A 26,476-nucleotide genomic window follows, 5' to 3' on the forward strand; every position below is an offset into this window, starting at 1 on the left:
TTCAATGTACCATGATCCTTCTACTCACTGAAAGCGGCATGCCTTTCTGACACGGCTGCAGGGAGGCGCAGCGTAAATAGCGATCCTTCTCCCGGGCGAGACATAATCGACATATGCCCATTCATTTCTTCGACGTAGCGGAAGCTCATCGTTAGGCCGAGTCCCGTTCCGGTCGCTTTGCGTGTAAAAAACGGCGTTCCGAGCCGGTCGATCACCGGCTGCTCCATGCCGATGCCTGTATCCTCTATCCCGATGACCAGGGCTCCATCCCCCCAGTCCGTCATCGTCCGCAGCTCACCGCCATCCGGCATAGCCTCAACCGCATTTTGCACCAGGTTAACGAGCACCTGCTTCAGCTTGTTCCGGTTCACGCGGGCCTCGGGAAGCTTTGGGTCGAGCATGAGCTGCCAGCTGATGCCTCTTGAACGGAGCTGCGATTCCTGCAATGTGATAACGTCCCGGAGCACCTGATTGACATCGGTAACTTTATGGCCATTATCTGCATCCGGATCAGCTGTGTCGAGCAGCTCATGAATAATCGTGTTCACCCGGTCAATCTCGTCGATGACGAGCTGATAGGAATCGTCGCTCATGAGCGTGCCATTCTGATGATTCAGCTGGATAAACCCGCGAATCGTTGTCAGCGGATTTCGTACTTCATGTGCAAACCCCGCTGCCATCTGGGCAACGACCTTCAGCTTCTCCGAGCGGATCATCTCCTGCTCTGCGGTCTGGCGGTCGGTCACATCGTAGCACATGACGAGCAGCTCTTCCTGCTCCTTTGTCGGCAGCGGCGCCGTCAGCACGCTATGTACCCTTGTTTCCCCTTCTGCCTGCAACGTAACCTGCTGTTCCTTTACACTGTTAAACGATACCTGATCTGTCAGCTGCCGAAATGCGCCTGACTGGATCATCAGATCGTCAATGCTGACAGCTTCTTCTGCCGGAACGCCGAACATGAAGGCGCTCGTCCGGTTCCAGAGTGTAATGCTCCCTGATTTCCGATCGAAAGCGAATACGCCGTTGTCACTCGATTCCAGTGCGAGCGTCGAGCGCCGGTGAAAGGCCTCCCGCTCCTGCAGCTCCTGTGCCATCGCGTCAAACGAATGGTTCAGTTCCATCATTTCGCGGTAGTTTCCGTGAAAGGCTTCCTCTTCCCGCTTTCCGGACGCCAGCGCACGTGATTTGCGAACAAGCTGACGAATCGGATCGGTCAGCCGTCCAGCGAGCCAGTAAACCGAAATGATAAGCAGCCCCAGCACAAAGCCAAACCCGGCTACGTAGCTGATCATCAGATTCATAAGCGGTGTCTGCAGCACTTGTTCATCTGCCGCAACACCGAGATACCAACTCTCCTCAAAACCAGGAAAGTTTCCCATTTCAGCTACAGATACAAGCTCTCCGCTGTCGGTCGTCACGATCGTGCCGGAATCCGCTTCTGCAAGCATCGCTTCGTCCATATATGCTTCTTCCAGAACGAGAGACTCGTCCGGGTGCGACAGAAGCTCCCCTCCGCTGTCCATCAGCATCGCATATCCGGCATCGTTGTTCTGAATAAAGCCGCTGATATCATCCTGAAAATTTTGAATCGTAAAGATCGGCAGCAAAATCCGGATCAGCTCACTGTTTTCATCATATACCGGCGCTGCAAAGGCAAGCACGACCTCATCCAGCAGCGGTGAACGGTAAATCGATGACACCTGCGCACTCCCGGCAAGCACCTGCTGAAACCAGGGCCGGCTGCTAACATCCTGTCCGTAAAGACCGCTTTGCGCGTCGGTCAGCACGATACCACGCGGGTGAATCACAAAGACATCGTCGTAGCGGGTATGAACATCCAGAAACTGATTCAGCTGCTCCCGCATCTCGGTAGCTGTGGAAAAAGGATCGCGCAGCATATCGTTTTCAGCCAGGTAGCGAGTATCTGCCAGCCTGTCTTCTAAGTAGCGTGATGTTTCAGCTGTGATCTGGCTGCTCTGCTGCCGGAGCTCCCGTTCCACCTGACGCGTCAGCTCCTCTTTTTGAGAGGTATAGCCGATGACGGCAATGAGCAGCATCGGCAGCACCGAGACGAGCAGCATAAACAGGAAAAGCTGATGGCTTAGTCTTCTTTTCATTCGTTTGCTCAGCCGCCCTCGTACCAGCGGATCAGCGCCTGCGTACCTTCATCGGCCCGGCCGTCTTCCGCCAGCTGACTGTACAGCTTCCGCGCGAGTGAAAGTCCCGGAAGCTCCAGCTTCATTTCTTCCGCTGCGTCCAGCGCAATCGACATGTCTTTAATAAAGTGCTTAATGTAAAAACCAGGTTCCATATCGTCAGCGATCATCCGCCGGCCGAGTTTCGTCAGCGAAAAGCTTCCTGCAGCTCCCGTTTCGATCGTCTGCAGCACTTGCTCTGTATTAAGTCCCGCCTTTTCAGCAAATGCCAGCGACTCCGCCACTCCTAGCATCGTTCCTGCGACGGCTATCTGATTCGCCATTTTCGTGAACTGACCGGACCCGGCACCTCCAAAGTGCTCAATTTTTTTACCCATGATTCGAAACAGCGCTTCCCCGAGCGTGAATGCCCGCGCACCTCCGCCGCACATAATGGCAAGCTCTGCGTTTCGCGCGCCGATATCTCCTCCTGATACGGGGGCGTCGAGTGCATGCAGGCCGGCAGCATCTGCTTCAGCGGCGATCCGTTCGGCAAGCACCGGACTGGACGTCGTCATATCGATTAACAACGCCCCCTGTTTTGCTTGTCTGATCAGTCCGTCCTCTCCGAAATACAGGGACTCAACGTCTTCCGGATAGCCGACCATCGTAATCACGGCATCTGCGTGCCGAGCAAGATCTGCAGGCGATTCGTGCCAGACGGCTCCGTTTTTCACCAGCGTGTCTGCTTTTGCTTTTGTACGGGTGTAGAGGTGCAGCGTGTACCCGGCCTCCATCAGATGACCGGCCATGCTGGCTCCCATTACCCCCGTTCCAATAAATCCGACATCATTCATGGTCTCTCTCCTCTTAGTTACGCAAATTTTTCCGGACTGGAGCCGAAGCGCATGTCTTCATTCCAGCTAGTGATGAGGTCTACATCTTCTTGTTTCAGCTCAAAGTCGGTAATAGCCGCATTTTCACGAATCCGCTCCGGCGTTACCGATTTCGGCACCGCAGCTACGTGGCGCTGCATGTTCCAGCGGAGAATGATCTGAGCCGGCGTTTTCCCGTACGTTTCCGACATGCGGACCAGAGCCGGATCATCGAGCTTCCTTCCTCGTGTAAGCGGGCTCCACGCCTGCAGCTGTATGTTTTCCTTTTGACAGTAGTTGTACAGCTCCGGCTGGGTGAGCCATGGATGATACTCTACCTGATTAACCAGCGGCTGAATTTCTGCGGTTTCTTTCAGCCGCTCCAGATGCCGGACGAGAAAATTACTAACGCCTGCGGCACGGATCCATCCTTCTCGATACAGTTTTTCCATCGCCCGCCACGTCTCCGGGTAAGGGATATCCGGCCAGTGAATCAAATACATGTCCACGTAATCCACGCCAAGCTTTTTACGGCTGTTTTCGAACGCCTGAAGCGTTTCTTCATAGCCTTGTTCGGTGTTCCAGACCTTCGTCGTCAAAAACAGCGTTTCACGTGAAACACCGACGTCACGTATCGCCTGCCCTGTTTCTGCTTCATTGTCATAATACGACGCTGTGTCAATCAGCCGGTAGCCTGCTTCAATCGCTGTCCGGACGGCCGGTGCCGTTTCCTCCTGCTCTACTTTATAGACGCCAAAGCCGAGACAGGGCATCTCCGTCCCATTGGCGAGCGTCCACGTATCCGCTAATGATTTCACTGTTTTGCCTCCTCCGGGTCAAGCGGCAGACACCAGTCGATCGGCTCGCTTCCCCATTCTGTCAGCTTTTCATTGATCGTTGAAAACGGGCGGCTTCCGAAAAAGCCGCGATTGGCTGAAAACGGACTAGGGTGCGGCGACGTCAGCACCAAGTGCCTCTCCTCATCGACCCGCTCCCGTTTTTCCTGGGCAGGCTTCCCCCACAGCAGAAAAATAAGCGGAGTTTCCCGCTCGTTCAGCCGGTCGATGACTTCGTTAGTGAACGTTTCCCAGCCCTGCCCACGGTGAGACTGCGGCACGCCTGCCCTTACTGTAAGGACAGTGTTCAGCATCAGTACCCCCTGCTCCGCCCATCGTTGCAGGTGACCGTGCTTTGGCGCAGCGCAGCCGATGTCTGCCTCCAGCTCTTTATAAATATTGACGAGAGACGGCGGCACCTTCAGCCCCGGCTTTACTGAAAAGCTCAGCCCGTGCGCCTGTCCCTTCCCGTGATAAGGATCCTGTCCAAGCAGGACGACTTTCGTTTTCTCAAACGACGTCGCATGAAACGCATTCATAATGTCGTTCTTTGGAGGAAAAACGGCACGCTGGCTGTATTCCTCTTTTAAAAAAGCACGCAGGTCGTCAAAGTAGTCCTTTTTCAGTTCATCCCCGATCACCTGCTGCCAATCATTGTGAAACGCATCTGCCATCCTTTACGCTCCTCTCACACCTGTTTACTTCGCCAGGCGAAACATTAATTCCTTCCCTGCTTCATTTTCCCTTGAATGCCTGTATGAAAACAGTTCCTGCCGGACATCGTCTGTCTGCCTCTTTTTTAAAGTTACACAGGTCTTTTTAATCATTACTACTTCCTTACAGCTGCTGAATATGGCATACTGATAGAGACTATCGAATGATAGAAGCAGGACTCACCCAAACCTTTATACCTATATAAAGGGAAATTCTATCTTCATTATACAGGAGGGAACGACATGACTCGATTGTTGATTACAGATGATGCTGCGTTTATGCGCATGACGCTGAAAAAGATGGTGACCGATGCCGGTTACGAAGTCGTTGCTGAAGCGGAAAACGGCCAGGAAGCGGTCGCCTTGTATGAAGAGCATAAACCCGACCTCGTTACGATGGATATTACGATGCCGGAGATGAACGGGATCGAAGCACTGGAAAAAATCAAAGCGTTCGACCCCGATGCCAAGGTGATTATGTGCTCTGCTATGGGCCAACAGAGCATGGTCATCGATGCGATCCAGAAGGGGGCATCCGACTTTATCGTAAAGCCGTTCGATGAGGCCCGCATTAAAGAGTCTTTCGAAAAAGTCATGAGCTGAGGCATTGTCGTTACCAGCCGCTTCTTTTACAGGAGCGGTTTTTTATGTTATTCGCATGGTGAACGGCGCTTTTGGTTATGAAAAACAGCTTTAGTGATCCGCCTTCGTTTTCAGTGGATACCTACTGTTCGTGAAAGCTGCACAAGCGACGGCAATTGGTACTTAAAGGCGGGGAAACGTAACGCAACTTCCTGGAAAAGAAGCATAACAGCAGGAAATTGCAACTCAGACAATTCAACAGACCGTTATAATGAATCAAACGACATAAGCATGAGAAAGCTTTACTTACAGACCTTATAAATGGAACAGTGCTCCAAATTAAATCGGGCAGTAGGTTCTCCTTATACGAACCGGAGATCTTCTGCAGCAGCGCTTACTAAAAAAAGCGCCGGAGCTCCGGCGCTTTTCTGTGTGATCAGGCGAGTTCCCAGGAGCGCCATATAACGCTTCCCTCACCGCTGATGCGGACGATATTGGCTTCCGGCTCCGGGAAAAAGCGGGCCGTCATCACCGTTCTGCCTCCGTCGACAAACACTTCTGCCGACGAACTGTCGAGGAACAGCCTGAGCTCATCGATCGACGCAATGTTCGTGCTGCGTGTTTCGATGCTGCCGTCTTTAAAGGACGGACGGCTCATCGTCAGCAGGCCGTTTTCGTATGTTAACGTCAGGCCGTCGCGAATCGTGATGGAAAATTCGGAGGCGCTATTCGTTTCCAGCACAATCTCAGAAGCGGGTGTCACTGCTGCTTCAGCGCCTTGGGCAAGCTGTACTTTCATTTCAAGCGGCTCACCGGCACGCAGTGCTTCGAGCTCTTCTGCCGGCTCCTGCACGACGGCGCCGTTTTCCACGCGCAGGACGCGCGGGACGGTCATGCAGTGAATCCAGCCGGCTGAAGTCGTCGGCTGATGTTCTTCATCTGAATCCGGAACGCCCATCCAGCCGAAAAGCAGGCGTCGTCCCTTTTCATCCAGCGTTGTCTGAGGGGCGTAGAACTCAAAGCCTTCATCCAGCTCCCGAAATTCCCCGTGAGTGAACGACGGCGCCTCGAGATCTGCTCTGCCTGTAAAGTATCCAGCCTGATAAACGTTTTCAAACCGGTTTCCCTGCTGCTCCAAACCCTGAGGAGAAACGATCAGCACGTCTTCCCCGTCCAGTTTAAACAGATCCGGACACTCCCACATATAGCCGAACGCACCGAGCCCGTTCAGATGTGAGCCTGCAAATGGACCGATATAGTCCCACTCTTGAAAATCCGTTGACCGGTAAAGGAGAACCTGCCCTTCTTCCGATTCCGTCTGGGCCCCAATCACGAAATAATAAGCACCGTTTTCTTCCCACACCTTTGGATCTCGAAAGTGAGCCGTATAGCCCTCTGGCTGGCTGTTAACGAGCGGTCCTTTTTTCTCAAACGTTTTTCCATCTTCGGAAAGAGCAAGGCACTGGTATGCTTCTCGCTGGTTGTTCTCATCCTTCACATTTCCTGTATAAAGAAGCGCGAGTTTTCCGTCCAGCTCCATCGCGCTTCCGGAATAGCAGCCGTTTTTCTCAAACCACTCGCTCGGTGCGAGCGCAATCGGCTCTTCGTTCCAGTTGATCAGATCCTCTGATGTCCAGTGGCCCCAGAATTTATGTGTATGGTCCGGAGCGAACGGATTCCATTGGAAAAAGAGGTGATACGTGCCGTTCCACTGAATCCAGCCGTTTGGATCATTCAGCAGGCCGACCGGCGGCATCCGGTGGTATACCTGCCTGTATGGATCCGCTTCAACGCGGGCTCCTTCTTTCACTACTGCCTGATAGGCTGCGTCATGCAGCTGCTTTTCATTCTCAGTCATGCTTTTTCCTCCCTGTACGTTTTCACCTGCTCCAGCGTCGGCAGCGCCGTCATCGCTCCTTTAGTAGAGGCGGCAAGCGCGCCTGACACTGCTGCAAAGCCTGCCATTTCCGCTGCCTTTTCAGGTGAAAGGCTGCGGATGTCCTGCTTTAGCAGATGAAGCTGATACAGCATGCCGGATACGAACGCATCGCCGGCTCCGGTTGTATCAACAGCATCGACCTTCTGCGCCGGCACGTGTACCGGTGCTTCACCCTGTATAAACACCCAGCTTCCGTCTGCACCGAGTGTCACGAGAATGAGCGGAATATTGTGAGCGTCAAGCCTGCTCACTCCGGCTTCGATGTCCGTTTCACCCGTCAGAAATTCAAGCTCCTCTTCGGAAAGCTTCAGCACATCCGCTTCGCCGAGCAGCGTGCGGATTCCTTCTTTGGCATCGGCTTCGGAGCCCCAAAGTCCGAGGCGCAGGTTCGGATCGTAGGAAATCAGCATTCCGTTCGCTTTTGCTTCCTGAACAGCGTGAAGCGTTGCCGACCGGGACGGCTCACTAATCATGCTGATGGACCCGACGTGCAGCACGTTGTTTTCGTCGAACAGCTGCTGCGGAATATCTTCCGGCTCTAAAAAGCGGTCCGCACTCGGATCAATGTAAAATTCGAAGCTCCGCTCGCCACCGTCTCCAAGCGTCACAAACACGACGCCTGTACGTACGTCGCGGGTAAACGTCATCGCAGACGTATCCACGCCATAGTTATCGAGCGTTTCTTTCAGAAAGCGGCCGAGTACATCATCGCCCACCTTCCCCAAAAAAACAGCCTTGGCGCCGAGTCTCGCAAGTCCGACAGCCACATTGGCAGGAGCCCCTCCCGGACTTTTCTGGAACGTTTCATTATTGTCATCAAGCGGGATGAAATCGATCAACGCTTCACCCAGGCAAATTACACCGTTTTTCATTGCTGTTCCCCTCTTTCCGTTCGAACTGTTATAGAGTAAAAAAGGTTACCGCTGCGCAGAAAACCTGCCGGGTAACCTTCTGTTATGGTCTATATTATACGGCCCGACCGGCACAGGAACAAGTATCAGAAGCGAAAACGATCTGTCTTTTCCTGGAGGTCGATGCTTAAATCGCTCAGCTGCTCTGATGTGCTGCCGACTGAAGCCACAGCTGAAGACTGCTCCTGGGCAGAGGCGGATACTTCCTCTGATGTCGCGGCGGCGTCTTCTGCAACCGCAGCCACGCTCGCTACGGCATCCGCGATACTGCTTCTGTAACTGCTTACCTCTTTTAAATCAGCATCCAGTTCTTCAAGCGTCGCGGTCAATGTTTCTACTGAAGCAATAATCGACTCAACTGATTCACCCGTCTCAGTTACTGCACCGCGCTGCTCCTTCTGCATCTCATTCACAGAGCTCATCGTACCGGCAACGCGCTTTGTCTCGCTTTCGACTTCTGAAATCGTATCGTTTATTTTTGTTGTCGCAGCCAGCGACTGTTCGGCAAGCCGGCGCACTTCTTCGGCCACGACAGCAAAGCCCCGTCCGTGCTCCCCTGCCCGGGCTGCTTCAATGCTCGCATTGAGCGCCAGCAGGTTCGTCTGATCGGCGAATTCTGATATCGTTCGGACGACGGTGCCGATTTCCGCCACTTTTCCTGTAAGGGCAGAAACGGCTTCGTCGGCTTTCGCGTAAAGCGACTCAGCTGCTTCAGTGCGGTCCGCAAGCTTCCTCGTACTAAGACTGCCAGCTTCGTTTGCACCGCGAATTTCTTCCGAAAGCTCCGTCATCCGCTTCGTACGTCGTTCCGCCTCTTCCAGTCTGCCTGAAAGCAGCTGCATCTGCTGATTCGTCTGCTCCACATCTTCCGCTTGCCGGGACGCTCCATCGGCTACACCGGTAACAGCTGATGCCATTTCCTCGCTCGCAGCTGCCGTTTCTTCTGCAACAGCGCTAAGCTCCTCTGACATTGCCCGGGACCTGCCGGCAGAGTCCTGAATCGACCCGATCAGCTCCTTCAGGCTCGCTGTCATCACGCTGACAGAGGCGCCAAGCTGACCGATTTCATCTTTCCCGCGAATCGAAACCGATTCCGAAAAATCACCGTCTGCCATGCGCCCGACATGCTCGTTCAGGCGGCGCACCGGCTTAACGAGGCGGGAAGCTGCTGCATATGATGCTGCTACAGCGAGAAGCACAGCTGCAAGCCCGACGACGATAAACGTGTTTCGTGCGGTAGCGAGTTCCTGATAGAGCACTCGGTCTTCGTAACCGGCCATAACCGTCCAGCCGAATCCTTCCACCGGTTCAAAATAAGCTGTCCTGCCGCCTGACGAGCTGGAGCCGCCGCTGTCTGCGCCAACTGCAGCTGCCGCTGGTGCCTCAGCTGCTGATTCGCCGACGAGTGTCTCGTTTGTATGAGCAATATAGGTACCCTCAGCATCCAGCAGCGCAAGCTCTCCCTCGTAGCCAGTGTCAGATGCCTGCAGCACCTGCACCATCCGGTCGAGTGATAAATCGACTGCCTGCACCCCGAGCAGGTTCCCGTTCTGCTCTACCGCTCGCGCAGCTGTAATAATCAGTTCCTCCGTATCCACGTCAATATAAGGATCGGTCCAGATGACGCCTTCCGGATTTTCCACCGCTCCTGTATACCACGGACGTTCACGCGGATCAAAGTCATCCGGCAGATCGATTGCCGGAGTTGAAACCAGTTCCCCGTTCTCTGTTGCCACGTACATGAGCTGCGTTCCTTCTTCTCTGGCCATGAACTGCTCAAAGTAGCTGTTCATCTCCTGCCAGGCATCTTCATTTTCGTCTGCCAAAAAGGAGATAGTCCGCTCATCCTGTGCGAGCATATCGACTGAGAGCGAATATTTATCAAGGTGTTCCTGGATGTACCGCTCCGCGTCCTCCACGGTGGCCGACGCATTTTCCTGCACAGACTGTTCAATTCCTCCGCTCAGCTGGCTGTAAATGACAAACGACGCCGCAAGCATCGTCAGTACAATCAGTCCTGCTGAGAATAAAACCATCTTGCCTTTTAATGAATGCAACATGCTGATTCCCCCTGTCCCGTCTTTGTTATAGGTCCCTGTTCTTAAATCGGATCATTCACCATTCTCTTATGTAATGCTTTATACTTAAATAAACATCTTTAATTAAGCACTTATAACTATGAATATTGTCTTATATTTCTGATAGTTTGGCAAGGGCTATTTTCAGTTCACGTGTACGAGGGGCCTGCAGAATTGAAAATGCCCTTGTTCCTGATACAATGAAGAAAGATGACGCTGGAAAGGATGAGACCGATTGGCTGATATTTATATACTTCATGAAAATGATGAATGGACCGCACCGCTTCTGAAGGAACTTGATGAGCTTGGGGCTGACTATGAAGCCTGGCACATGCACGAAGGACATGTTCCGCTGCACGAAGAGCCGCCGCACGGTATTTTTTATAACCGGATGAGCGCCTCCTCCCATACCCGCGGTAATCGCTACTCACCGGAACTGACCGCCGCCGTCCTTAACTGGCTGGAACAGCATGGACGGACGGTGATGAACGGCAGCCGGGCGCTTTATCTCGAAGTAAGCAAAGCTGCTCAATATGCTTCTCTTGAAACTTACGGGATCCGTGTTCCGAAGACGACAGCAGCTGTTGGCGATGATGCTCTTTTAAAGGCTGCGGCCTCGATGCCGGTACCGTTTATCACGAAGCACAACAGGGCCGGAAAAGGGCTTGGCGTCCAGCGGGTTGATTCAACGGATGCGCTGGCTGCAGCGCTGGAAACCGGAACAGTTGATCCATCTGTCGACGGGGTCATGCTCCTGCAGCAGTATATTGACTCTCCCGACAGCAGCATCGTCCGCTGTGAATTTATCAACGGACGCTTCATGTACGCCGTCAAGGTTGATACAGGCGGCAGCTTTGAGCTCTGCCCGGCAGACGCCTGCAGCCTTGAGGAAAGCTACTGTCCGACCGATGCTGCACCTGCTTCCCCGTCGTTTGAGATCGTCGAGAACTTCAACAGTCCGCTCATCCCGAAATACGAAGCGTTTCTGAAAGCGAACGACATCGCTTTCGCGGGCATCGAGCAAATGACTGACCGGGATGGAACGACTTATACGTATGATGTTAATACGAATACTAATTACAACCGCGAGGCGGAAGCCCGCTATGGCACGTCAGGCATGCAGGAAATCGCCAGAACGCTTGTCAGCGCGGCGAAAGGAGCAGCAGGCATTGAAAGCTATTAATCCAGCACACGTGCAGGCCGAACTCGATCAGCTGAGGGGCGAGCCTGTCTACGTCCACCTTGAAACGACGAACGGCGCTTACGCCAGCCACCGCGAAAAAGGCACGCTGTCAGCTGGTGCTTTTATCCGCAACGTTCAGCTGACGTTCGAAATCGGAAAAATTGCAGGAAACGGCCCGTATCGGATCGGTCTCGAAACGGATATCGGCTGGCTCTATGCCGAAGGGCTGACGGACTGGGAGAAAGATGAAGAAAACCGGCTTTTGTTTGCCGGTCATGACCATGAGGGAAGACTGGCCGCAGCGCTTGAATTAAGCCGCAGCCCCTTCCCGAAATAATACTGCCCGGTTCACACGCGGGATGAAGGAGCGCTGATCATGAGCAAGAAGCCACTGCTTGTTATATTTCCACATCCGGACGATGAAGCGTTCGGAGTCGCAGGAACCATTTTAAAGCACATCGAATCAGGCGGATCAGTCACGTACGTCTGCCTTACCCTCGGGGAAATGGGCCGGAACATGGGCCGCCCTGTGATGGCAAACCGGGAGACGCTTCCGGACATCCGCCGCCGCGAGCTTGACCGGGCTGCTGAGCTGCTCGGTATTCAGGATCTTCGCCGATTCGGTATGCGGGATAAAACGATCGAATTCACAGACCTCGATGCGCTCGCCTCCCGATTCGGCGATGTGATTCAGGAGATCGCTCCGGAACGAATTATCACGTTTTATCCCGGTTATGCGGTTCATCCGGATCACGACGCCACCGGTGACGCGGTGATTCGCGCCGTCCGCGCCCTCCCTGAGGAAAAGCGGCCGGACGTTCATACGATTGCATTCGCTGACGGCACAGAAGAGGATCTTGGCGCACCGGACGTACTGACCGACGTGAGCGCCTACCGGGACGCAAAGCTTCAGATCATTGAGGCACATGCCAGTCAGACTGCCGGATTGATCGAAGCTGTCAAAAGCAGACACGATACCGAAATGGAAGAAATGCTTGTAACCGAGCGCTTCTGGCGCTATCCGGTTTAGACCGCACGTTAAACGGAGGCAGGGATCATCAAACGATCCCTGCTCTTACTGTATTGATTGCGTCTTATTCGGCGTACACCTGTAAGGTTCTCCTTCGCCTCTGAACTTGCTACCGGCTTTTTCTCTATGACTACATTCAACCAGAACAAAAAGAAGCAGCCTCCTGTTTGATCGGGAGACTGCTTCTTTACGTAACGTTTATTGTTACTGCACGTCGACTGCGACGCGTTCTTCCTTTGTCCGTCCGGCAAGCTCCTCCCGTACTTTATAGGGAGAAGACACGATGAAGTGAACGACCCGGCGCTGCTTGCTTTTTGTGTAAAGCAGTTCAAGATAGCCGCCTTCCAAATCAAACGCGTATACTTTCTGCCAGCGTCTTGCAAACGTAATTTTATGGAAATACGGAACGAAAACGATATAGTTCTCTGTAAAAATCAGCCTTCCCCTCCAGTCGGAGCGGGTTAAGATCGCCGGTACAGAGGCCTTAATATCCTCTTTCAGCACGGTGTTTGCTTTGTAGCGTACGAATTGATACATCATGACGTCAACTCCAAACGTAAAGAGCAGCGCAATCGTGATGCTTAACACAGCAAACAGTGGATCTGCCGAGAAAAACGTAATGGGAAGAAAGAGTCCAAAAACGAGCAGTAAAACAGCGTAGCGTAAATAACGGCCGATAAACGGATTACCGTGTTGGACCATGCATGTTCACCTCCAGGCAACGCAATAGAATAATTACGTATTCCCTGTTTTATCCATCCTCAAACCTATTGTTATTGTATTTCTTCTGCGTCAAAGAAACGGAGCAGGTCGCCGTAAATGATTTCATCGGAGTAGTGAAGCTCCCGATCTCCGCGCGAGGCTGCGTCCACGCAGTTTTCCGTATCGATCAGTTCCCCGCTGTCTGCATCAAAGCATTGTTCGTTGGAAAATATAACCTCATCCGTTATAACCGTTCCATTTCGCAGTACGGCAAAATCATCGCGTTCTTCAGCCAGCAGATCGGTACCGAACATAACGTGATTATCCTGGGACATGCCAAGCAGATTGAGAACCGTCGGCATCATGTCAATATGCCCTCCCACTGTATTAAACCGCTGCGCCTCCTCTTCCATACCAGGAATATGGATTAGAAACGGAACGCGGTCCAGTCTGACTGCCTCATAGTCATCAATTTCTTTATCAAGTACGGGACCGAGTTCCTCATAGTGGCTTTCTGCAATGCCGTAATGGTCCCCGTACATGACGTACATCGTATTTTCGTGCAGTCCCTCTTCTTCCATGCGGTGCATGAGATAGCGGACTGCTTCATCCGTATAGCGCACCGTCGGATAATACCGGTTCACGATGTCACTGTCAGTGTCGAGCGGGTCGATAAACGTATCTTCCGGGTCCAGCTCATACGGAAAGTGATTTGTAAGCGTCAGAAACGTGGCGTAAAAAGGTTCAGGCTCGTCTTTTAAATAGTTCATCGACTGCTCAAAAAACGGGATATCTTTAAGTCCCCAGCCGACGGAATTATCGTCGGTTACGTCGAAATAATCCAAATGGTAATATTCATCATAGCCAAAATGCGGATACACGACATCCCGGTTATAAAACGTATCGGTATTGGCGTGGAATACCATATTGGTGTATTCCTCTCCTCCAAGCGCACGTGGCAGCGGCGTGCTCTCGATCTCCGGATGCGTATGGAAAACGGCACCTCGCCCGAGAGGATAAAGGGAATTGTTCATCATCCATTCCGCATCAGAGGTTTTGCCTTGCCCTGCCTGATCATAAAAGTTTTCGAAGTAAAAGCTTTCCTCAATCAGTTCATTAAGGAAAGGCGTCACTTCTTCTCCATCCAGTGTCAGCTCCATCGCCTGTGTCTCCACGGATTCCAGCGAAATCACAACGACGTTCATCCCTTCCGCCGCAGCGAAAAATTCTGCACTCGGGTCGGTGTGGTAGCGCTGCAGGTGCTCCTCAATAGCCTCAAAATCGTCTTGCTCTGCCAAATCCGGCTGGGCACCTGTCGTAAAGTGGAGATAAGCGTCATAAAAATAAAAATTATAAATGCCGAGACTTTTAATCAAATTCTGTCTGTCAAACGGATGCGCAGGTGTTTCGGCTTCGGCAAAGTCTACCCGGCCAAGTCCGACGATCAGCACTGCAACGACAGCAATCAGTGCATATTTTGCCTTCTCATGCTTCATCGGAGCCCGTTCCACCGGAATTGGATCCGGTTTTTTTACCATAATCCAGCCGATAAGAATCAGGTCAAGAAAGAAGACGATATCCCACCATTGAATAAGCTCGAACACGCTCGTAGATAAATCGCCCGCATTTCCACTCATTACAAGCATCGGCAGCGTAATCAAATCGGCAAATTCACGATAGTAGACCGTATTGCTGTAGAGCACGACCGTCAGAAGCAGACTGAGCGTAAAAAAGTAGCCACGCTGCCATTTCGGCTTTAACAGCAGGCCGAGACTGAAAACCACGAGCAGAAATGCCAGCGGATTTATGACAAAGATAACCGCTTCCAGCCAGTGCGCCATGACCAGATTAAAGGTCAGAAAGGACACGGCAACGGTTTTTATCCAGAGGATGCCAAGGCACAAAAACATAAAGCGGTGTCGGTTAAAAAAATCGAGCATCCCGTCTCTTCCTTTCTATACAAATCACGAACAGTGCTTCTGCTCTTATTTTACTGAACATGATTCAAACAAGCTAATATACCCGGTCTATTTACACGTTTTTTGACAACGTTGGTACCAGTATATATTTCCCTTTATCGTTTATTCATAATCCTGCCATTTCTGTTCCCGAAGTATTCCGCTTAACCCCGTACAATTTTTCTGCACAGACTGGTATACTTCAGAGGGAGTGTTTTTACATGGCCGGCATCGATTGTGCCGGCAGAAACGAATGAAGAGGGAAGGGTGTACATCTATGACAGCATTTGCACAAAAGCTCGATAAGTACGCAGAACTGGCCGTAAAAGCCGGTGTTAATATTCAACAGGACCAGACGCTGGTCGTCAATGCACCAGTGAGTGCGACTGAATTTGTTCACATGGTTGCCGATAAGGCCTATGAAGCCGGTGCCAGACACGTGCACGTTGAATGGAACGACGATCGTTTAACGCGGCTGAAGTACGACAAGGCTCCGCTTGAAGCCTTTCACGAATTTCCTGCATGGAAGGCGCGCGGCTTTGAAGAGCTCGCAGAAAACGGTGCCGCCTTTATGACCATCAAGTCCACGGATCCTGACTTGCTTCAAGGAGTAGACAGCCGTAAAGTTGCGGCCGCAAACAAGGCGTCCGGACAGGCAATGAATACGTTCCGAACGTATATTCAGTCCGATAAAGTAAGCTGGCTCGTGATTTCCGCACCGTCTCCGGCCTGGGCTGCAAAAGTCTTTCCGGATGCCCCGGCAGAGGAACAGGAAGAAAAGCTGTGGGAAGCGATGTTTGAAGCTGTCCGCATTAACGAAGCTGACCCTGTACAAGCATGGCAGGAACACGACGCCAAGCTGCAGACGAAGGCAAAGGAGCTGACGGCAGAAAACTTTGACCGGCTTCACTACACAGCCCCGGGAACAGACCTTACGATCGAGCTGCCGGACAAGCACGTCTGGATCGGCGGCGGCGGACCGAATAAAGACGGCGTTCATTTCATTGCCAACATGCCGACAGAAGAGGTGTTCACTGCTCCGAAGGCCGATGGCGTCAACGGGACAGTGTGCAATACAAAGCCGCTTAACTACGGCGGAAACATTATTGACGGTTTCTCCCTGACGTTTAAAGACGGGAAAGTTGTTGATTTTTCAGCAGAAGAAGGCGAGGCAACGCTGAAGGATCTGCTTGATACGGATGACGGCGCTGCTCGTCTTGGCGAAGTGGCTCTTGTTCCGCACAGTTCGCCCATCTCTCAAAGCGGCATTCTCTTTTACAACACGCTTTACGATGAGAACGCATCGAACCACATTGCTCTCGGGAGCGCCTACTCGACGTGTGTGGAAGGCGGAGCCGATATGAGCAGCGAAGAGCTGAAGCAGGCCGGCCTGAATACGAGCATCACGCACGTTGATTTCATGATCGGCTCCGGCGACATGAACATCGACGGCATTAAAGCCGACGGCACGGTCAAACCGGTGTTCCGAAACGGCGAATGGGCATAACTAGTGTGAAGAACCGTCCTTAAACAGGGCGGTTCTTTCCGTTTACACGAAAGATTATTTGGTATATACGTTAGTAAGCTCGAGCTTCCAGTAAGTTGTTGGCTTGTCTTTCATGTTCTTCTTTCTAACTAGAGAAGGCTCCGGCTTTTGACGGGTTAACCCTATCGAAAAAACTCCCTGCTTCCTTCGTAAGTCTCTGCCGATCATACGGTGATATTAAAAGCTGCGAAGACCTTTTTTGCGAAAGACTGAAACCATGCAGGCGACGGTTCCTTCTGATTGTTGGATTCCCATTGCGTTAAGTTTCTTTTGCAGAGACTTACGTTGCTTTATTCGTTATAACGACCTGTTGTGTTGTTCGAGTCGCTTTTGACCGCCGTTAAGTCAGTTTCATGGAGCGCTCTGTTACAAATGCCGGGCGTTTGTGCAGCTTTTGCTGCCAGTTAAGTTGCTTTTGTCTCGAAAACTTGCGGCAGACGATCGCCCCGACCGATGTTCGCCGAAAGCATTAGCTGCGATCCGGGCTGCATGCATAGAAAACAGCCTGTTGGAACTTCCAAGCAAAACTAATTCTTAAACAGATAGGCAGAACGATTTTTCCTGAAAAAAGCGATTCCTGTTTTTTCAGAAGCCTCAGATGCGACTTTCCTACTCGCGATTTAGGACGAGCTGAAAATACATGTCTTTCTGCAGGATGTAGCTATTACGTTGATGCAGGAGCCGTTTATTCAGCAGCCATAACTATTCTGTCAGTATAAAGACATTTTCTATTTTTTACCTAATTAGAGGGTGCTCACCCTGCTCAGATTTTACGTACCATGCATGTTTCGTCCTTCCCCTTCTTTAGTCTGCATGAAAAAAGATGTCGGATTTTTTCACATTTTTGAAAATATTGCTTTTTCATTCTAAGTTTTCGGAATATAATGAAACTACTTACATATTAAAGGGGGTAGTTTTCATTGCAGGACTGGCTTATGAATGTAATCGGCGCCATCAGTGATGTCGTCTGGGGGATTCCGACGTTGATTCTCATCGTCGGAACAGGGCTCTACTTAACAATACGGCTTGGATTTCTTCAGTTCCGCACGTTGTTTTACGGTCTGAAGCTCGCTTTCAGTCCGAGTAAGCAGGATAAAAAATCAGAAGGGGATATCAGTCACTTCGAAGCACTGACGACTGCCCTGGCAGCGACCATCGGTACCGGTAACATTGCCGGTGTCGCTACAGCGGTCGTGCTCGGGGGACCTGGTGCCGTTTTCTGGATGTGGCTCAGTGCCCTGTTCGGTATGGCTACGAAGTACGCAGAGGCAATTCTCGCCGTCAAGTACCGGGAGAAAAACTCCAAAGGACAGTTTTCCGGCGGACCGATGTACTATATCGAGAAAGGACTCGGTCTGAAATGGCTTGCGGTGTTATTCGCCTTGTTTGGTGCAATTGCAGCGTTCGGTATCGGAAACATGGTGCAATCCAATTCCGTTGCCGGTGCACTGACGGAAACATTTAACGTCAATGCGACTGTGACCGGTCTTGTACTGACGGTGCTCGCCGGCCTTGTTATTCTCGGCGGTATCCGCGCGATCGGACGTGCAACAGCTTTTATCGTTCCGTTTATGGCTCTTTTCTATGTGCTTGCTGGTATTATTATTATGATTTTAAACTGGGAGCTCGTTCCTGGAGCGGTAGCGTACATCTTTACGGATGCCTTCACCGGACAGGCTGTTGCCGGCGGTGCCATTGGTGCTGTTATCCGCTGGGGTGTGGCACGAGGCGTATTCTCAAACGAAGCCGGTCTCGGTTCTGCACCGATCGCCGCAGCTGCTGCGCGGACAGATTATCCTGGACGGCAGGCGCTCGTCTCCATGACGCAGGTGTTTATTGATACGATCGTCGTCTGTTCGATCACCGGTATCGTTATTGTCATGGGTGATATGTACATCGGCGGTCCGGAGGGTGCTGCACTGACCTCTGCATCGTTTGATCTCTTCCTCGGAGGAGCGGGCGGAGTCATCGTTGCCATCGGTATCGTATTCTTCGCTTTCTCTACCATTCTCGGCTGGTCCTACTATGGGGAGAAATGCTTCAGCTACCTGTTCAGCGATAAGGCAGTTCCGTACTACCGAGCGGCCTTTGTAGCGGCCATCTTCGTCGGTGCTGTTGCGGAGCTTGACCTCGTCTGGGGTATTGCAGACGTAATGAACGGTCTGATGGCTATTCCGAACTTGATCGGACTTCTCGGTCTGACCGGCGTAGTCGTAGCCGAAACAAACAAATTCCTGAAAGTTGCCCGCGAAGAAAAAGAACGCGATCTGGCACGCAAATAACGCTCATGACGGCCGTCTCCTTATTTTAACTGGGAGGCGGCTTTTTTCATCCTGTTAGCCTGAAGATAAAAAAACGCAAATTCATTCAATTAAATTGTATATTTATAATTGATTTCCCGGTTTCCATCTATTAAAATAAGTTCTTGTGAATAAAGATGCTAATTGGAAAGGACGGGGTTCATCATGAAAGGTTACTCCCCACTTAAATTTATATTATTTTCTCTGATCGGTGTTTTGTTGTTTATGACGCCGATCCCAACAGACGAAGGCTTTACGATTCCAATCGCAATTTTGTCCTCCGGCCTGCGCGACCTGCTTGGAGAAGTGCTGCCGGTGTTAATCGTTCTCGTCATACTGATCAGCTTTGCCGGCTCGCTTATCATCAAAACCGTCCGACCGCAGTCAATGGATAAACATGCATTTTTGCAGCGGCTGTTTGACGTGTCCTGGTTCTGGTTCACGGTACGCCTGCTCGCTTCCGTCTTTGTGATCATGACGTATTTTCAAATCGGTCCGGAGATGGTGTGGAGTGAGTTTACGGGCGGGCTTCTGTTCGGCGATCTTCTCCCGACGCTGTTTACGATCTTTTTATTTGCGGGCCTGTTTCTGCCGCTGCTGTTGAATTTCGGACTGCTGGAGTTTTTCGGTGGCTTGATGACGAAAATCATGCGCCCGCTGTTTACCCTGCCGGGGCGCTCTTCGATTGACTCGCTGACGTCCTGGCTCGGGGACGGCACCATCGGGGTCATCCTGACTGACAAACAGTATCAGGAAGGCTATTATTCCCAGCGTGAAGCTGCAGTCATCGGCACGACTTTTTCTGTCGTTTCCATTACCTTTGCGCTTGTCGTGATTGAGGAAGTCGGCCTGCAGCATATGTTTTTTGAATTTTACGGAACGGTGATTGCAGCTGGTCTCATCACCGCCCTGATCATGCCGCGTATCCCGCCGCTTTCATGGAAATCGAACAGCTATATCGATGAGAACACGGAAACGCTTGATGAAACCCTGCCTCAGGAGTACCGCGGACAGTCATTCGGACTCGTGCGCTTTGGCTTTGATATGGCTTCTACGCGAGCTGCGAAAAACAGCAGTCCTGCCGCTTTTTTCGCGCAGGGCGGGCGTACTGTTCTCGACATGTGGATCGCGGTCGCGCCAATTATTATGGCGTTCGGCACCATCGCGACGATTCTCGCAGAAAACACGCCGCTGTTCACGTGGCTCGGCGCCCCGTTTGTGCCTCTGCTGCAGCTGATGCAGGTGCCGGAAGCAGCAGAAGCCGGAGCGACGCTCGTCGTCGGCTTTGCCGATATGTTCCTGCCGGCGATCTTTGCATCAGGAATTGAGAGCGAGATGACGCGCTTTATTATCGCCTGCGTGTCCGTTACGCAGCTGATCTTCCTGTCAGAAGTCGGCGGCGTGCTGCTCGGATCCAAAATACCAGTAAGCTTCCGCGATCTCGTCATCATTTTTCTTGAGCGGACGCTGATCTCGCTGCCAGTCGTCGTGCTGATCGCACATCTGATTTTCTGATGACAAGACAAAGAAGCTCCCAGGTTTCAGAGACCTGGGAGCTTCTTTTATTCTACTATTCTTTTTTAGCAACAACTTCCACTTCAACGAGTGCGCCCTTTGGCATTCTGGAAATTTCCACAGCGCTTCGGGCCGGATACGGTTCATGCAGATAAGAGGCATAAATCTCGTTCACGACGGCAAAGTCGTCCATGTTCTGCAGGAAAATCAGTGCTTTTATAATATGGGACGTGTCAGCGCCGGCCGCTTCGAGAACGGCGGAGACGTTTTTCATCACCTGGTTTGCCTGCGCTTCAACGCCTTCCACGAGATCCCCTGTTTCCGGATTCAGGCCGATCTGGCCGGACGTGTAAATAAATCCGTCTATTTCGACCGCCTGTGAATAGGGGCCGATGGCTTCCGGTGCAAGATTCGTGTGAATAATGTTTTTTTGCATGCTTACTGCCTCCCTGCTATATCTTTCTCATTTTGATCTGGTTGACGAGGTGGTGCTCCCCCTTACGTAAAATGAGGTCCGCCCGGTGCCTCGTCGGCTGAATGTTTTCCGTCAGATTGGGATGGTTGATTCTGTCCCAGATGTCCTTAGCAAACGAATATGCTTCCTCGTCATTCAAGTCGGCGTAGCGCCTGAAATAGGAAGCCGGGTTACGGAACGCCGTTTCGCGAAGCTTCTTGAACCGCTCGACGTACCAGCGGAAGATGTCCGATTCATCTGCGTCAACGTAAATAGAAAAGTCGAAGTAGTCAGAGACCGCCACCTCATCCTCCTGACTTACCGGACGCGGCGGCTGCAGCACGTTGATGCCTTCAATAATGACGATATCCGGCTGCTTGACGATCTGCTTTTCATCCTGCTTGACGTCATAGGTGATATGAGAATAAACCGGTGCTTCCACCTGTGACTTCCCGGACTTCAAATCCGATAAAAACGCGAGCAGCTTTTGCACGTCGTAGCTCTCCGGAAAGCCTTTTTTATTCATGATCCCGCGCTTTTCCAGCACATCGTTCGGATACAGAAATCCGTCCGTTGTCACGAGATCAACGCGCGGATGGTCCTCCCATCTGGACAGGAGGGTGTGAAGGACACGGGCAAGCGTACTTTTACCGACGGCGACGCTTCCGGCGATGCCAATAATATACGGCACCTTTTTTTCCTGCTTCTGCAGAAAAACCGACCTGCTGCGGTACAGCTCCTGTGATGCGATGGCGTGCAGGTGCAGCAGCCTCGTCAGCGGCAGGTAAATATCAGCAATTTCGTCCATGTTCAGTACATCGTTGACGCCCTTAAGCTTCTCCAGCTCGTCCGGCGTCACCTCCATCGGATACGATTCCCGCAGTGCCGCCCACTCCCTTCTGGAAAAGGTCGTAAACGGTGTAATATTGTCCTTCACATCCATCATCATGTTCCATCCCTCATTCACAAATGGTGTACGGCATATTTTCTCACATATCCAGCTGGATGACTACCCGATCCGACAGCTGGAACCGCTTTCCTGATTATATCTTTCCAACAGCGGAATATCCAGTACCGTACACCGAAAAGGGACCTTAGTTCTGCTCCAGCAGCTGAACCGACACTTTGACATCAAGTGTATGAGAACCTCCGCGGTACACCCCTTCAACCGGACTCGTGTCGTGGTAGTCGCGTCCGACGCCGACGCGGATGTGCTGTTCAAGCGCCTCCACATTGTTCGTCGGATCGAGACCGATCCAGCCAATCCCCGGCACCATCATCTCTACCCAGGCGTGCGTGGCAGCATCACCGACGAGCGCTGAGCCTTCCCCGACGTAAAGATACCCACTTACATAGCGGGCCGGAATTTTTCGCGACCGGAGAGCACCGAGCATAATATTCGTAAAGTCCTGACACACCCCGCGCTTCAGCTGAAACGCTTCGTGGGCCTTTGTATGCACTTCAGTTGCTTCCGGGTCGTACGTCATCGTTTCATGCAGATACTTCATGACGTCCAGCGCATACTGCACCGGATTTCCGTTGCTTCCGGTCACCTTCCATATTTCCTCCAGCTGCTCATTCGCGACATACGTATAATCCGTTTCAGCCAGATAGGCTAAATAGTGCGTATGAAACAAATTGGAATGATAGATGGCTTTCATTTCATCAGTAAATGGAATCATGCGAATGAACGGACTTTTTTGAATGCTTACATAAGACGTTGTTTTAATGTGCAGCTCATGATGAGGCTCTGCAATAAAAAACGTTTCCACGTTGTTGCCCCATATATCGGTGTGCTCCTTCGTCAGCGACACCGGCGTAATATCCGGAAAGTAGGAAAGCAGCCGCTGACACTCATCGGTGCGCGGCTTCAGCCGGATCCGGTTTAAGCTTTGATCAACGGAAGATTCATAACGGAATTCGTTGCTGTGTTCTATTTTATATTTCACGAGTACCCACCTCTGATGCGGCAGACTTTAGACGAAGTAGTATGTGCTTGAGAAAACAGAGCTGATCCGGTTCAGGTCATTCTGGAAACGGTCCAGGAAGAGTCCTGTCTCTTCCTTCGACAGCTTTTGGAATTTAATTCTCATAAACTCGCTGCTCACGTAATCGAGTGATTTAAACAAGTCTTCGGAGTAATGAGAGACCTGGCCGTTTTCCAGCTTCATCACCGTTTCACGCACGTGCTCCATACAATATTCAATCGAGCGCGGAAACTGCTCATAGGAAATGAGAAACGGGATCACATGAGATGGATCCATCGTCGGCGGAAACCGTTTCAGATACGCGCTGTAGCCGTTTAGAAACTGCAGGGCGCTCAGCCAGTAATAGTAGTTGGCGTTTGCTTCCTGCTCCGCTTCTTTCGTTTTCTCGCACATGACGTTCAGCACGCGTGCTGTTTTTTCACCACGTTCGAGCCATTTGCCAATTTTGATAAACTGGTAGGCTTCCTCACGCAGCATGGAGGATTCGATGATCCCCTGCAGCGTGTAAGACAGCCGCTGTGTATCCTGCAGAAACGTCTGAATCCGTCTCGTGTTCCAGTCTGTAAACGGTTCACTCCGAAAGGACAGGTAATGTTCGTTCAGCACGTACCAGAAGTCCTCCGGTATGTGATCCCGGACGGCTCTCGCATTGAAACGGGCGTTCTCCAGGCAGTTACGGATGGAGTTGAGGTTTTCCGGATCCAGCGCAATATAGGACGCAGCAGCTTCTGCTGTAAAGGAGCCGCCCTTCTCTTCATAGTCCAGCTTGGATGCGCAAATTTCGACAACCGCCTCCCAGTCGCTCAGCGCTACTTTACCATATTCCTGCGTTTCCAGTGCATTAATCAGCCTCGCTTCCAGCACGCGGGCATTGCTCTCGGCACGTTCTACGTTTCGAGCCATCCAGAACAGACTTGATGCTACTCTGCTAAGCATGGACATCCTCCCCCTTCTTCAGCACCCACGTATCTTTGCCTCCTCCTCCCTGTGAGGAATTGACGACTAGCGAGCCTTCCTTTAATGCCACGCGTGACAGTCCGCCAGGCAGTACGTGAATATGATCGCTGCCGACGGCAAACACCCGCAGATCCACGTGGCACGGATAAAATCGTCCTTTCTGAAACGCCGGCGCCCGCGAAAGCTGAATCGTCGGCTGGGCGATATACTGCTGTGGATTTTCCCGGATTTTTTCTTTGAAAATCTCCCGGTCCCGTTCCGTCGACTGCGGGCCGATCAGCATGTCATATCCTCCTGAAGCCCCGACGTTTTTAATAACGAGCTCTTCCAGACGGCCGAGCACATTCTCACGCACTTCCGGATCGCTGAGAAAATACGTATCCACGTTTGGAATCAGCGGTTCCTCCCCTAAATAGTAGCGGATCATTTCCGGCACGTAGGCGTACATCGCTTTGTCATCAGCGACTCCATTTCCGACCGAATTGACGACAGCAACGTTCCCCCATCGCAGCGCCCGCATCAACCCCTTTACGCCAAGCGACGAATCGCTGCGAAATTCCTCCGGATCGATAAAGTCATCGTCAATTCTTCGGTAGATAATGTCGATCCGCTTCAGTCCCCGTACGGTTTTCATGTAAACCACATCGTCTTTTACGAGCAGATCCTGCCCTTCTACAAGCTCAATACCCATCTGCTGGGCAAGAAATACGTGATCGTAGTAGGCCGAATTGTACATGCCCGGGGTTAACAGCACCGCCTGCGGGTTGTCTTTGTTTGGTGAATTCTCCGGCACGTGGGCGAGCAGCGCCTGGTGCGAATGGGACATTTGGTGTTCGAGCGTACGAATCGCATGCTCAAAGAAAAACTCCGGAAACACTTTCCGCATGACGAACCGGTTCTGGAAGACGTAGGAGAGGCCTGACGGATTTCGGAGATTATCCTCCAGCACCCGGTAAACGCCATCCGCGTCGCGGATCAGATCGATACCAGCAAGGAAAATGTGGTTTTTATGCGGCAGCGAGAGTCCGGCTGCCTGCTCCTCATAGTAATACTGGTTTTGCTGGATTAACTCTTTCGGAACGATCCCGTCTTCCACAATCCGGTTTTCATTATAAATATCCTCAAGAAAATAATTGAGAGCGGTCACCCGCTGTTTAATTCCTGCTTCAACCGTTTCCCATTCTTTATCGTTGATAATAATCGGAACGAGGTCAAACGGCATCGTTCGCTCTGTTCCGCCTTCTTCGTGATAGACAGTAAAGGTAATGCCCTGACGCAGAAAGCTGAGCTGGGCGGTCTCATGCTTTTCGTTCAGGTCATCTACTGCATGGCGCTCCAAAATCCGTCTGAACTTCTCATAATGTGGTCTGACTTTCCCCGCGGCTTCCACCATTTCATCGTAAAAACCTTCTGCCGGATAGTTTTTTAGCATGAGTCCGCCTCCATCTATTTTATTTTTAGAATTTTCGTATAGTTTATATTCGACACGAACGCTCTTTATCCTGCTGAAAAGCCGTCAGTTGTTCCCGGGTTAGACATGCGGTAAAGTAAGTACAAGAAATGATGAGAGAGGGATGCCGCATGAAGGAAGAAATCCTGCGCTACCTGGATAGCAGCAAAGGCCTTTTTTACGATACAAGCCAGTTTATCGGGACGAACCCGGAGCTTGGCAATGAGGAACATAAAGCGAAGCAGGCTCTGACCGGTCTGCTGGAGGAAGCCGGGTTTCACGTGAAACATACGCTTCCCGGCCAGCCGGAGACAGCATTTGAGGCGGTGTTTCATTCCCACCGGTCCGGACCATCTTTAGGATTTATGTGCGAATATGATGCACTGCCGGGAATCGGCCATGCCTGCGGGCACAACTTGATCGGCACGCAGAGCGCTGCTGCTGCGATGGCGCTTGCTCAAGTTATTGAAAACACAGGCGGGACCATTTACGTGTACGGAACCCCTGCCGAAGAAACGAACGGTGCCAAGGTGACGATGGCCGAAGCCGGCATGTTCGATCATCTCGATGCCGCGATGATGGCCCATCCGTCTTCCGACTACGTCAAAAGCGGCACGTCGCTTGCGATGGATGCGCTCGAGTTTTCCTATTACGGCCGGCCGGCTCATGCGGCAGCTGCACCGGAAGAAGGCATCAATGCCCTCGATGCAGTGCTCCAGCTGTTTCACAGCTTAAACGCGATGCGCCAGCATGTAACCGATGACGTGCGCATCCACGGCATTATTCCAAACGGAGGCGAAGCGGCGAATATCGTACCTGAATTTGCTTCTGCCCAGTTTTATGTCCGTGCCGCTACACGCAGCACGCTGAATCCGGTGTCGGAGCGTGTGAAAAAAGCGGCTCGTGCAGCCTCGCTTGCAACCGGAGCGAAGCTGGAAATCAATAACTACGAATTTCCGTACGACGATATGCAGACAAACGAAACGCTCTCCGGACTTTTTACAAAACAGCTTCAGGAACTCGGCATAAAACCCGATGTCATCTTTGAAGAGGATAACGGCAGCGGTTCCCTCGACATGGGTAATGTCAGCCAGCGCTGTCCTGCCATCCATCCATACGTGCAGATTACGTCCAGACCGCTGACGCCTCATACCGAGGAGTTCCGCGATGCTGCTCTGAGCCGGGAAGGGTTTAACGGCATGATGATTGGTGCCAAAGCACTTGCCCTGACAGGTCTGGAGCTGTTAACACGTGAGCAGCTCGTACAGGATGTGAGACAGGAGTTCCGGCAGACCTTTTCGATACGTTAATCCGGGGAGGAATG

Annotated in this window: 22 protein-coding genes; 8 read left to right on the forward strand and 14 right to left on the reverse strand. The window is 51.8% G+C overall.

Going from position 1 to position 26,476, the window contains the following annotated elements; genetic code table 11:
- Window positions 1-20: 20 nt before the first annotated feature.
- The 4 genes from HCN83_RS11680 to HCN83_RS11695 are packed head-to-tail and all read right to left on the reverse strand — an operon-like array spanning window position 21 to window position 4,520.
- Window positions 21-2,117, reverse strand: coding sequence for a PAS domain-containing sensor histidine kinase (locus HCN83_RS11680; RefSeq protein ID WP_168007500.1), 2,097 nt, complete (start codon window positions 2,115-2,117; stop codon window positions 21-23).
- A gap of 8 nt (window positions 2,118-2,125) precedes the next feature.
- Window positions 2,126-2,992, reverse strand: a complete 867-nt coding sequence (locus tag HCN83_RS11685) for an NAD(P)-dependent oxidoreductase (protein WP_168007502.1) — start codon at window positions 2,990-2,992, stop codon at window positions 2,126-2,128.
- 17 nt (window positions 2,993-3,009) lie between these two features.
- Window positions 3,010-3,828 (reverse strand): aldo/keto reductase, encoded by an 819-nt coding sequence (locus HCN83_RS11690; RefSeq protein WP_343033722.1) that lies wholly within the window; start codon window positions 3,826-3,828, stop codon window positions 3,010-3,012.
- A complete protein-coding gene (locus tag HCN83_RS11695; protein ID WP_168007504.1) occupies window positions 3,825-4,520 on the reverse strand; it encodes a uracil-DNA glycosylase in 696 nt (231 codons plus the stop codon). The genes HCN83_RS11690 and HCN83_RS11695 overlap by 4 nt, the downstream gene beginning before the upstream one ends.
- Before the next feature lie 282 nt (window positions 4,521-4,802).
- Here HCN83_RS11695 and HCN83_RS11700 point away from each other — a divergent pair, with 282 nt between their 5' ends.
- Entirely contained in the window at window positions 4,803-5,162 is a 360-nt protein-coding gene (locus tag HCN83_RS11700; RefSeq protein ID WP_168007506.1) for a response regulator, read from the forward strand.
- 415 nt (window positions 5,163-5,577) lie between these two features.
- Here the strand turns inward: HCN83_RS11700 and HCN83_RS11705 are convergent, their stop codons facing one another.
- From HCN83_RS11705 to HCN83_RS11715, 3 genes are all read right to left on the reverse strand, one after another.
- Window positions 5,578-6,999, reverse strand: coding sequence for a sucrose-6-phosphate hydrolase (locus HCN83_RS11705; protein ID WP_168007508.1), 1,422 nt, complete (start codon window positions 6,997-6,999; stop codon window positions 5,578-5,580).
- Window positions 6,996-7,952 carry an aminoimidazole riboside kinase gene (locus HCN83_RS11710; RefSeq protein WP_168007510.1) on the reverse strand — a complete coding sequence of 319 codons (957 nt, stop codon included), beginning with the start codon at window positions 7,950-7,952 and terminating at the stop codon, window positions 6,996-6,998. The genes HCN83_RS11705 and HCN83_RS11710 overlap by 4 nt, the downstream gene beginning before the upstream one ends.
- 125 nt (window positions 7,953-8,077) lie before the next feature.
- Window positions 8,078-10,051 (reverse strand): methyl-accepting chemotaxis protein, encoded by a 1,974-nt coding sequence (locus HCN83_RS11715; protein ID WP_168007512.1) that lies wholly within the window; start codon window positions 10,049-10,051, stop codon window positions 8,078-8,080.
- 253 nt (window positions 10,052-10,304) lie between these two features.
- On the opposite strand from HCN83_RS11715, the gene HCN83_RS11720 reads away from it, so the two are divergent.
- From HCN83_RS11720 to bshB2, 3 genes are read left to right on the forward strand one after another with little or no spacing between them, the layout of a single operon-like run.
- Complete coding sequence (locus HCN83_RS11720) at window positions 10,305-11,252, forward strand: ATP-grasp domain-containing protein (protein WP_168007513.1); 948 nt, start codon at window positions 10,305-10,307, stop codon at window positions 11,250-11,252.
- Window positions 11,239-11,589, forward strand: a complete 351-nt coding sequence (locus tag HCN83_RS11725) for a YojF family protein (RefSeq protein WP_246238211.1) — start codon at window positions 11,239-11,241, stop codon at window positions 11,587-11,589. Before HCN83_RS11720 ends, HCN83_RS11725 begins: the two co-directional genes overlap by 14 nt.
- A gap of 39 nt (window positions 11,590-11,628) precedes the next feature.
- Window positions 11,629-12,282: a bacillithiol biosynthesis deacetylase BshB2 gene (gene bshB2 / locus HCN83_RS11730; protein ID WP_168007535.1), complete on the forward strand. Its 654-nt coding sequence runs from the start codon at window positions 11,629-11,631 to the stop codon at window positions 12,280-12,282.
- A gap of 204 nt (window positions 12,283-12,486) precedes the next feature.
- On the opposite strand, the gene HCN83_RS11735 is transcribed toward bshB2, so the two are convergent.
- Window positions 12,487-12,984, reverse strand: a complete 498-nt coding sequence (locus tag HCN83_RS11735) for a hypothetical protein (protein WP_168007536.1) — start codon at window positions 12,982-12,984, stop codon at window positions 12,487-12,489.
- Window positions 12,985-13,055: 71 nt separating this feature from the next.
- On the reverse strand, window positions 13,056-14,825 hold the full coding sequence (locus HCN83_RS11740; protein ID WP_246238212.1) for an LTA synthase family protein: 1,770 nt from the start codon (window positions 14,823-14,825) through the stop codon (window positions 13,056-13,058).
- A gap of 394 nt (window positions 14,826-15,219) precedes the next feature.
- Between HCN83_RS11740 and HCN83_RS11745 the strand changes: the two genes are divergently transcribed.
- From HCN83_RS11745 to HCN83_RS11755, 3 genes are all read left to right on the forward strand, one after another.
- Entirely contained in the window at window positions 15,220-16,449 is a 1,230-nt protein-coding gene (locus HCN83_RS11745) for an aminopeptidase (RefSeq protein WP_168007538.1), read from the forward strand.
- A 974-nt stretch (window positions 16,450-17,423) separates the two neighbouring features.
- A complete protein-coding gene (locus HCN83_RS11750) occupies window positions 17,424-18,770 on the forward strand; it encodes an alanine/glycine:cation symporter family protein (protein WP_168007567.1) in 1,347 nt (448 codons plus the stop codon).
- Between the two features lie 183 nt (window positions 18,771-18,953).
- Window positions 18,954-20,303: a YjiH family protein gene (locus tag HCN83_RS11755; RefSeq protein WP_168007539.1), complete on the forward strand. Its 1,350-nt coding sequence runs from the start codon at window positions 18,954-18,956 to the stop codon at window positions 20,301-20,303.
- Between the two features lie 55 nt (window positions 20,304-20,358).
- Here the strand turns inward: HCN83_RS11755 and HCN83_RS11760 are convergent, their stop codons facing one another.
- The 5 genes from HCN83_RS11760 to HCN83_RS11775 form a co-directional block, all read right to left on the reverse strand.
- Window positions 20,359-20,739 (reverse strand): RidA family protein, encoded by a 381-nt coding sequence (locus tag HCN83_RS11760; RefSeq protein WP_168007540.1) that lies wholly within the window; start codon window positions 20,737-20,739, stop codon window positions 20,359-20,361.
- 16 nt (window positions 20,740-20,755) lie between these two features.
- Complete coding sequence (gene coaA / locus HCN83_RS11765) at window positions 20,756-21,700, reverse strand: type I pantothenate kinase (RefSeq protein ID WP_168007568.1); 945 nt, start codon at window positions 21,698-21,700, stop codon at window positions 20,756-20,758.
- A gap of 151 nt (window positions 21,701-21,851) precedes the next feature.
- Window positions 21,852-22,706 carry a transglutaminase family protein gene (locus HCN83_RS18435; RefSeq protein ID WP_343033723.1) on the reverse strand — a complete coding sequence of 285 codons (855 nt, stop codon included), beginning with the start codon at window positions 22,704-22,706 and terminating at the stop codon, window positions 21,852-21,854.
- 27 nt (window positions 22,707-22,733) lie between these two features.
- Entirely contained in the window at window positions 22,734-23,681 is a 948-nt protein-coding gene (locus HCN83_RS18440; RefSeq protein ID WP_246238213.1) for an alpha-E domain-containing protein, read from the reverse strand.
- Entirely contained in the window at window positions 23,674-25,134 is a 1,461-nt protein-coding gene (locus HCN83_RS11775; protein ID WP_168007541.1) for a circularly permuted type 2 ATP-grasp protein, read from the reverse strand. The genes HCN83_RS18440 and HCN83_RS11775 overlap by 8 nt, the downstream gene beginning before the upstream one ends.
- 149 nt (window positions 25,135-25,283) lie before the next feature.
- Here HCN83_RS11775 and HCN83_RS11780 point away from each other — a divergent pair, with 149 nt between their 5' ends.
- The gene (locus tag HCN83_RS11780) at window positions 25,284-26,462 is read left to right on the forward strand and encodes a M20 family metallopeptidase (protein ID WP_168007542.1); all 1,179 of its coding nucleotides are present in this window, start codon (window positions 25,284-25,286) and stop codon (window positions 26,460-26,462) included.
- Window positions 26,463-26,476: the final 14 nt, after the last annotated feature.

This window comes from Alkalicoccus luteus (genome assembly GCF_012034335.1).
In the GTDB taxonomy this organism is placed as follows: domain Bacteria; phylum Bacillota; class Bacilli; order Bacillales; family Salisediminibacteriaceae; genus Alkalicoccus; species Alkalicoccus luteus_A.

Coding starts and splice junctions, on each gene's coding strand:
- HCN83_RS11745 (WP_168007538.1), top strand. CDS start 15,220: ATGACAGCATTTGCACAAAAGCTCGATAAGTACGCAGAACTGGCCGTA.
- HCN83_RS11700 (WP_168007506.1), top strand. CDS start 4,803: ATGACTCGATTGTTGATTACAGATGATGCTGCGTTTATGCGCATGACG.
- HCN83_RS11740 (WP_246238212.1), bottom strand. CDS start 14,825: ATGGCGCACTGGCTGGAAGCGGTTATCTTTGTCATAAATCCGCTGGCA.
- HCN83_RS11750 (WP_168007567.1), top strand. CDS start 17,424: ATGAATGTAATCGGCGCCATCAGTGATGTCGTCTGGGGGATTCCGACG.
- HCN83_RS11775 (WP_168007541.1), bottom strand. CDS start 25,134: ATGCTAAAAAACTATCCGGCAGAAGGTTTTTACGATGAAATGGTGGAA.
- HCN83_RS11680 (WP_168007500.1), bottom strand. CDS start 2,117: ATGAAAAGAAGACTAAGCCATCAGCTTTTCCTGTTTATGCTGCTCGTC.
- HCN83_RS11715 (WP_168007512.1), bottom strand. CDS start 10,051: ATGTTGCATTCATTAAAAGGCAAGATGGTTTTATTCTCAGCAGGACTG.
- HCN83_RS11760 (WP_168007540.1), bottom strand. CDS start 20,739: ATGCAAAAAAACATTATTCACACGAATCTTGCACCGGAAGCCATCGGC.
- HCN83_RS11695 (WP_168007504.1), bottom strand. CDS start 4,520: ATGGCAGATGCGTTTCACAATGATTGGCAGCAGGTGATCGGGGATGAA.
- HCN83_RS11710 (WP_168007510.1), bottom strand. CDS start 7,952: ATGAAAAACGGTGTAATTTGCCTGGGTGAAGCGTTGATCGATTTCATC.
- HCN83_RS18440 (WP_246238213.1), bottom strand. CDS start 23,681: ATGCTTAGCAGAGTAGCATCAAGTCTGTTCTGGATGGCTCGAAACGTA.
- HCN83_RS11755 (WP_168007539.1), top strand. CDS start 18,954: ATGAAAGGTTACTCCCCACTTAAATTTATATTATTTTCTCTGATCGGT.
- HCN83_RS11685 (WP_168007502.1), bottom strand. CDS start 2,992: ATGAATGATGTCGGATTTATTGGAACGGGGGTAATGGGAGCCAGCATG.
- HCN83_RS11735 (WP_168007536.1), bottom strand. CDS start 12,984: ATGGTCCAACACGGTAATCCGTTTATCGGCCGTTATTTACGCTACGCT.
- bshB2 (WP_168007535.1), top strand. CDS start 11,629: ATGAGCAAGAAGCCACTGCTTGTTATATTTCCACATCCGGACGATGAA.
- HCN83_RS11780 (WP_168007542.1), top strand. CDS start 25,284: ATGAAGGAAGAAATCCTGCGCTACCTGGATAGCAGCAAAGGCCTTTTT.
- coaA (WP_168007568.1), bottom strand. CDS start 21,700: ATGGATGTGAAGGACAATATTACACCGTTTACGACCTTTTCCAGAAGG.
- HCN83_RS11705 (WP_168007508.1), bottom strand. CDS start 6,999: ATGACTGAGAATGAAAAGCAGCTGCATGACGCAGCCTATCAGGCAGTA.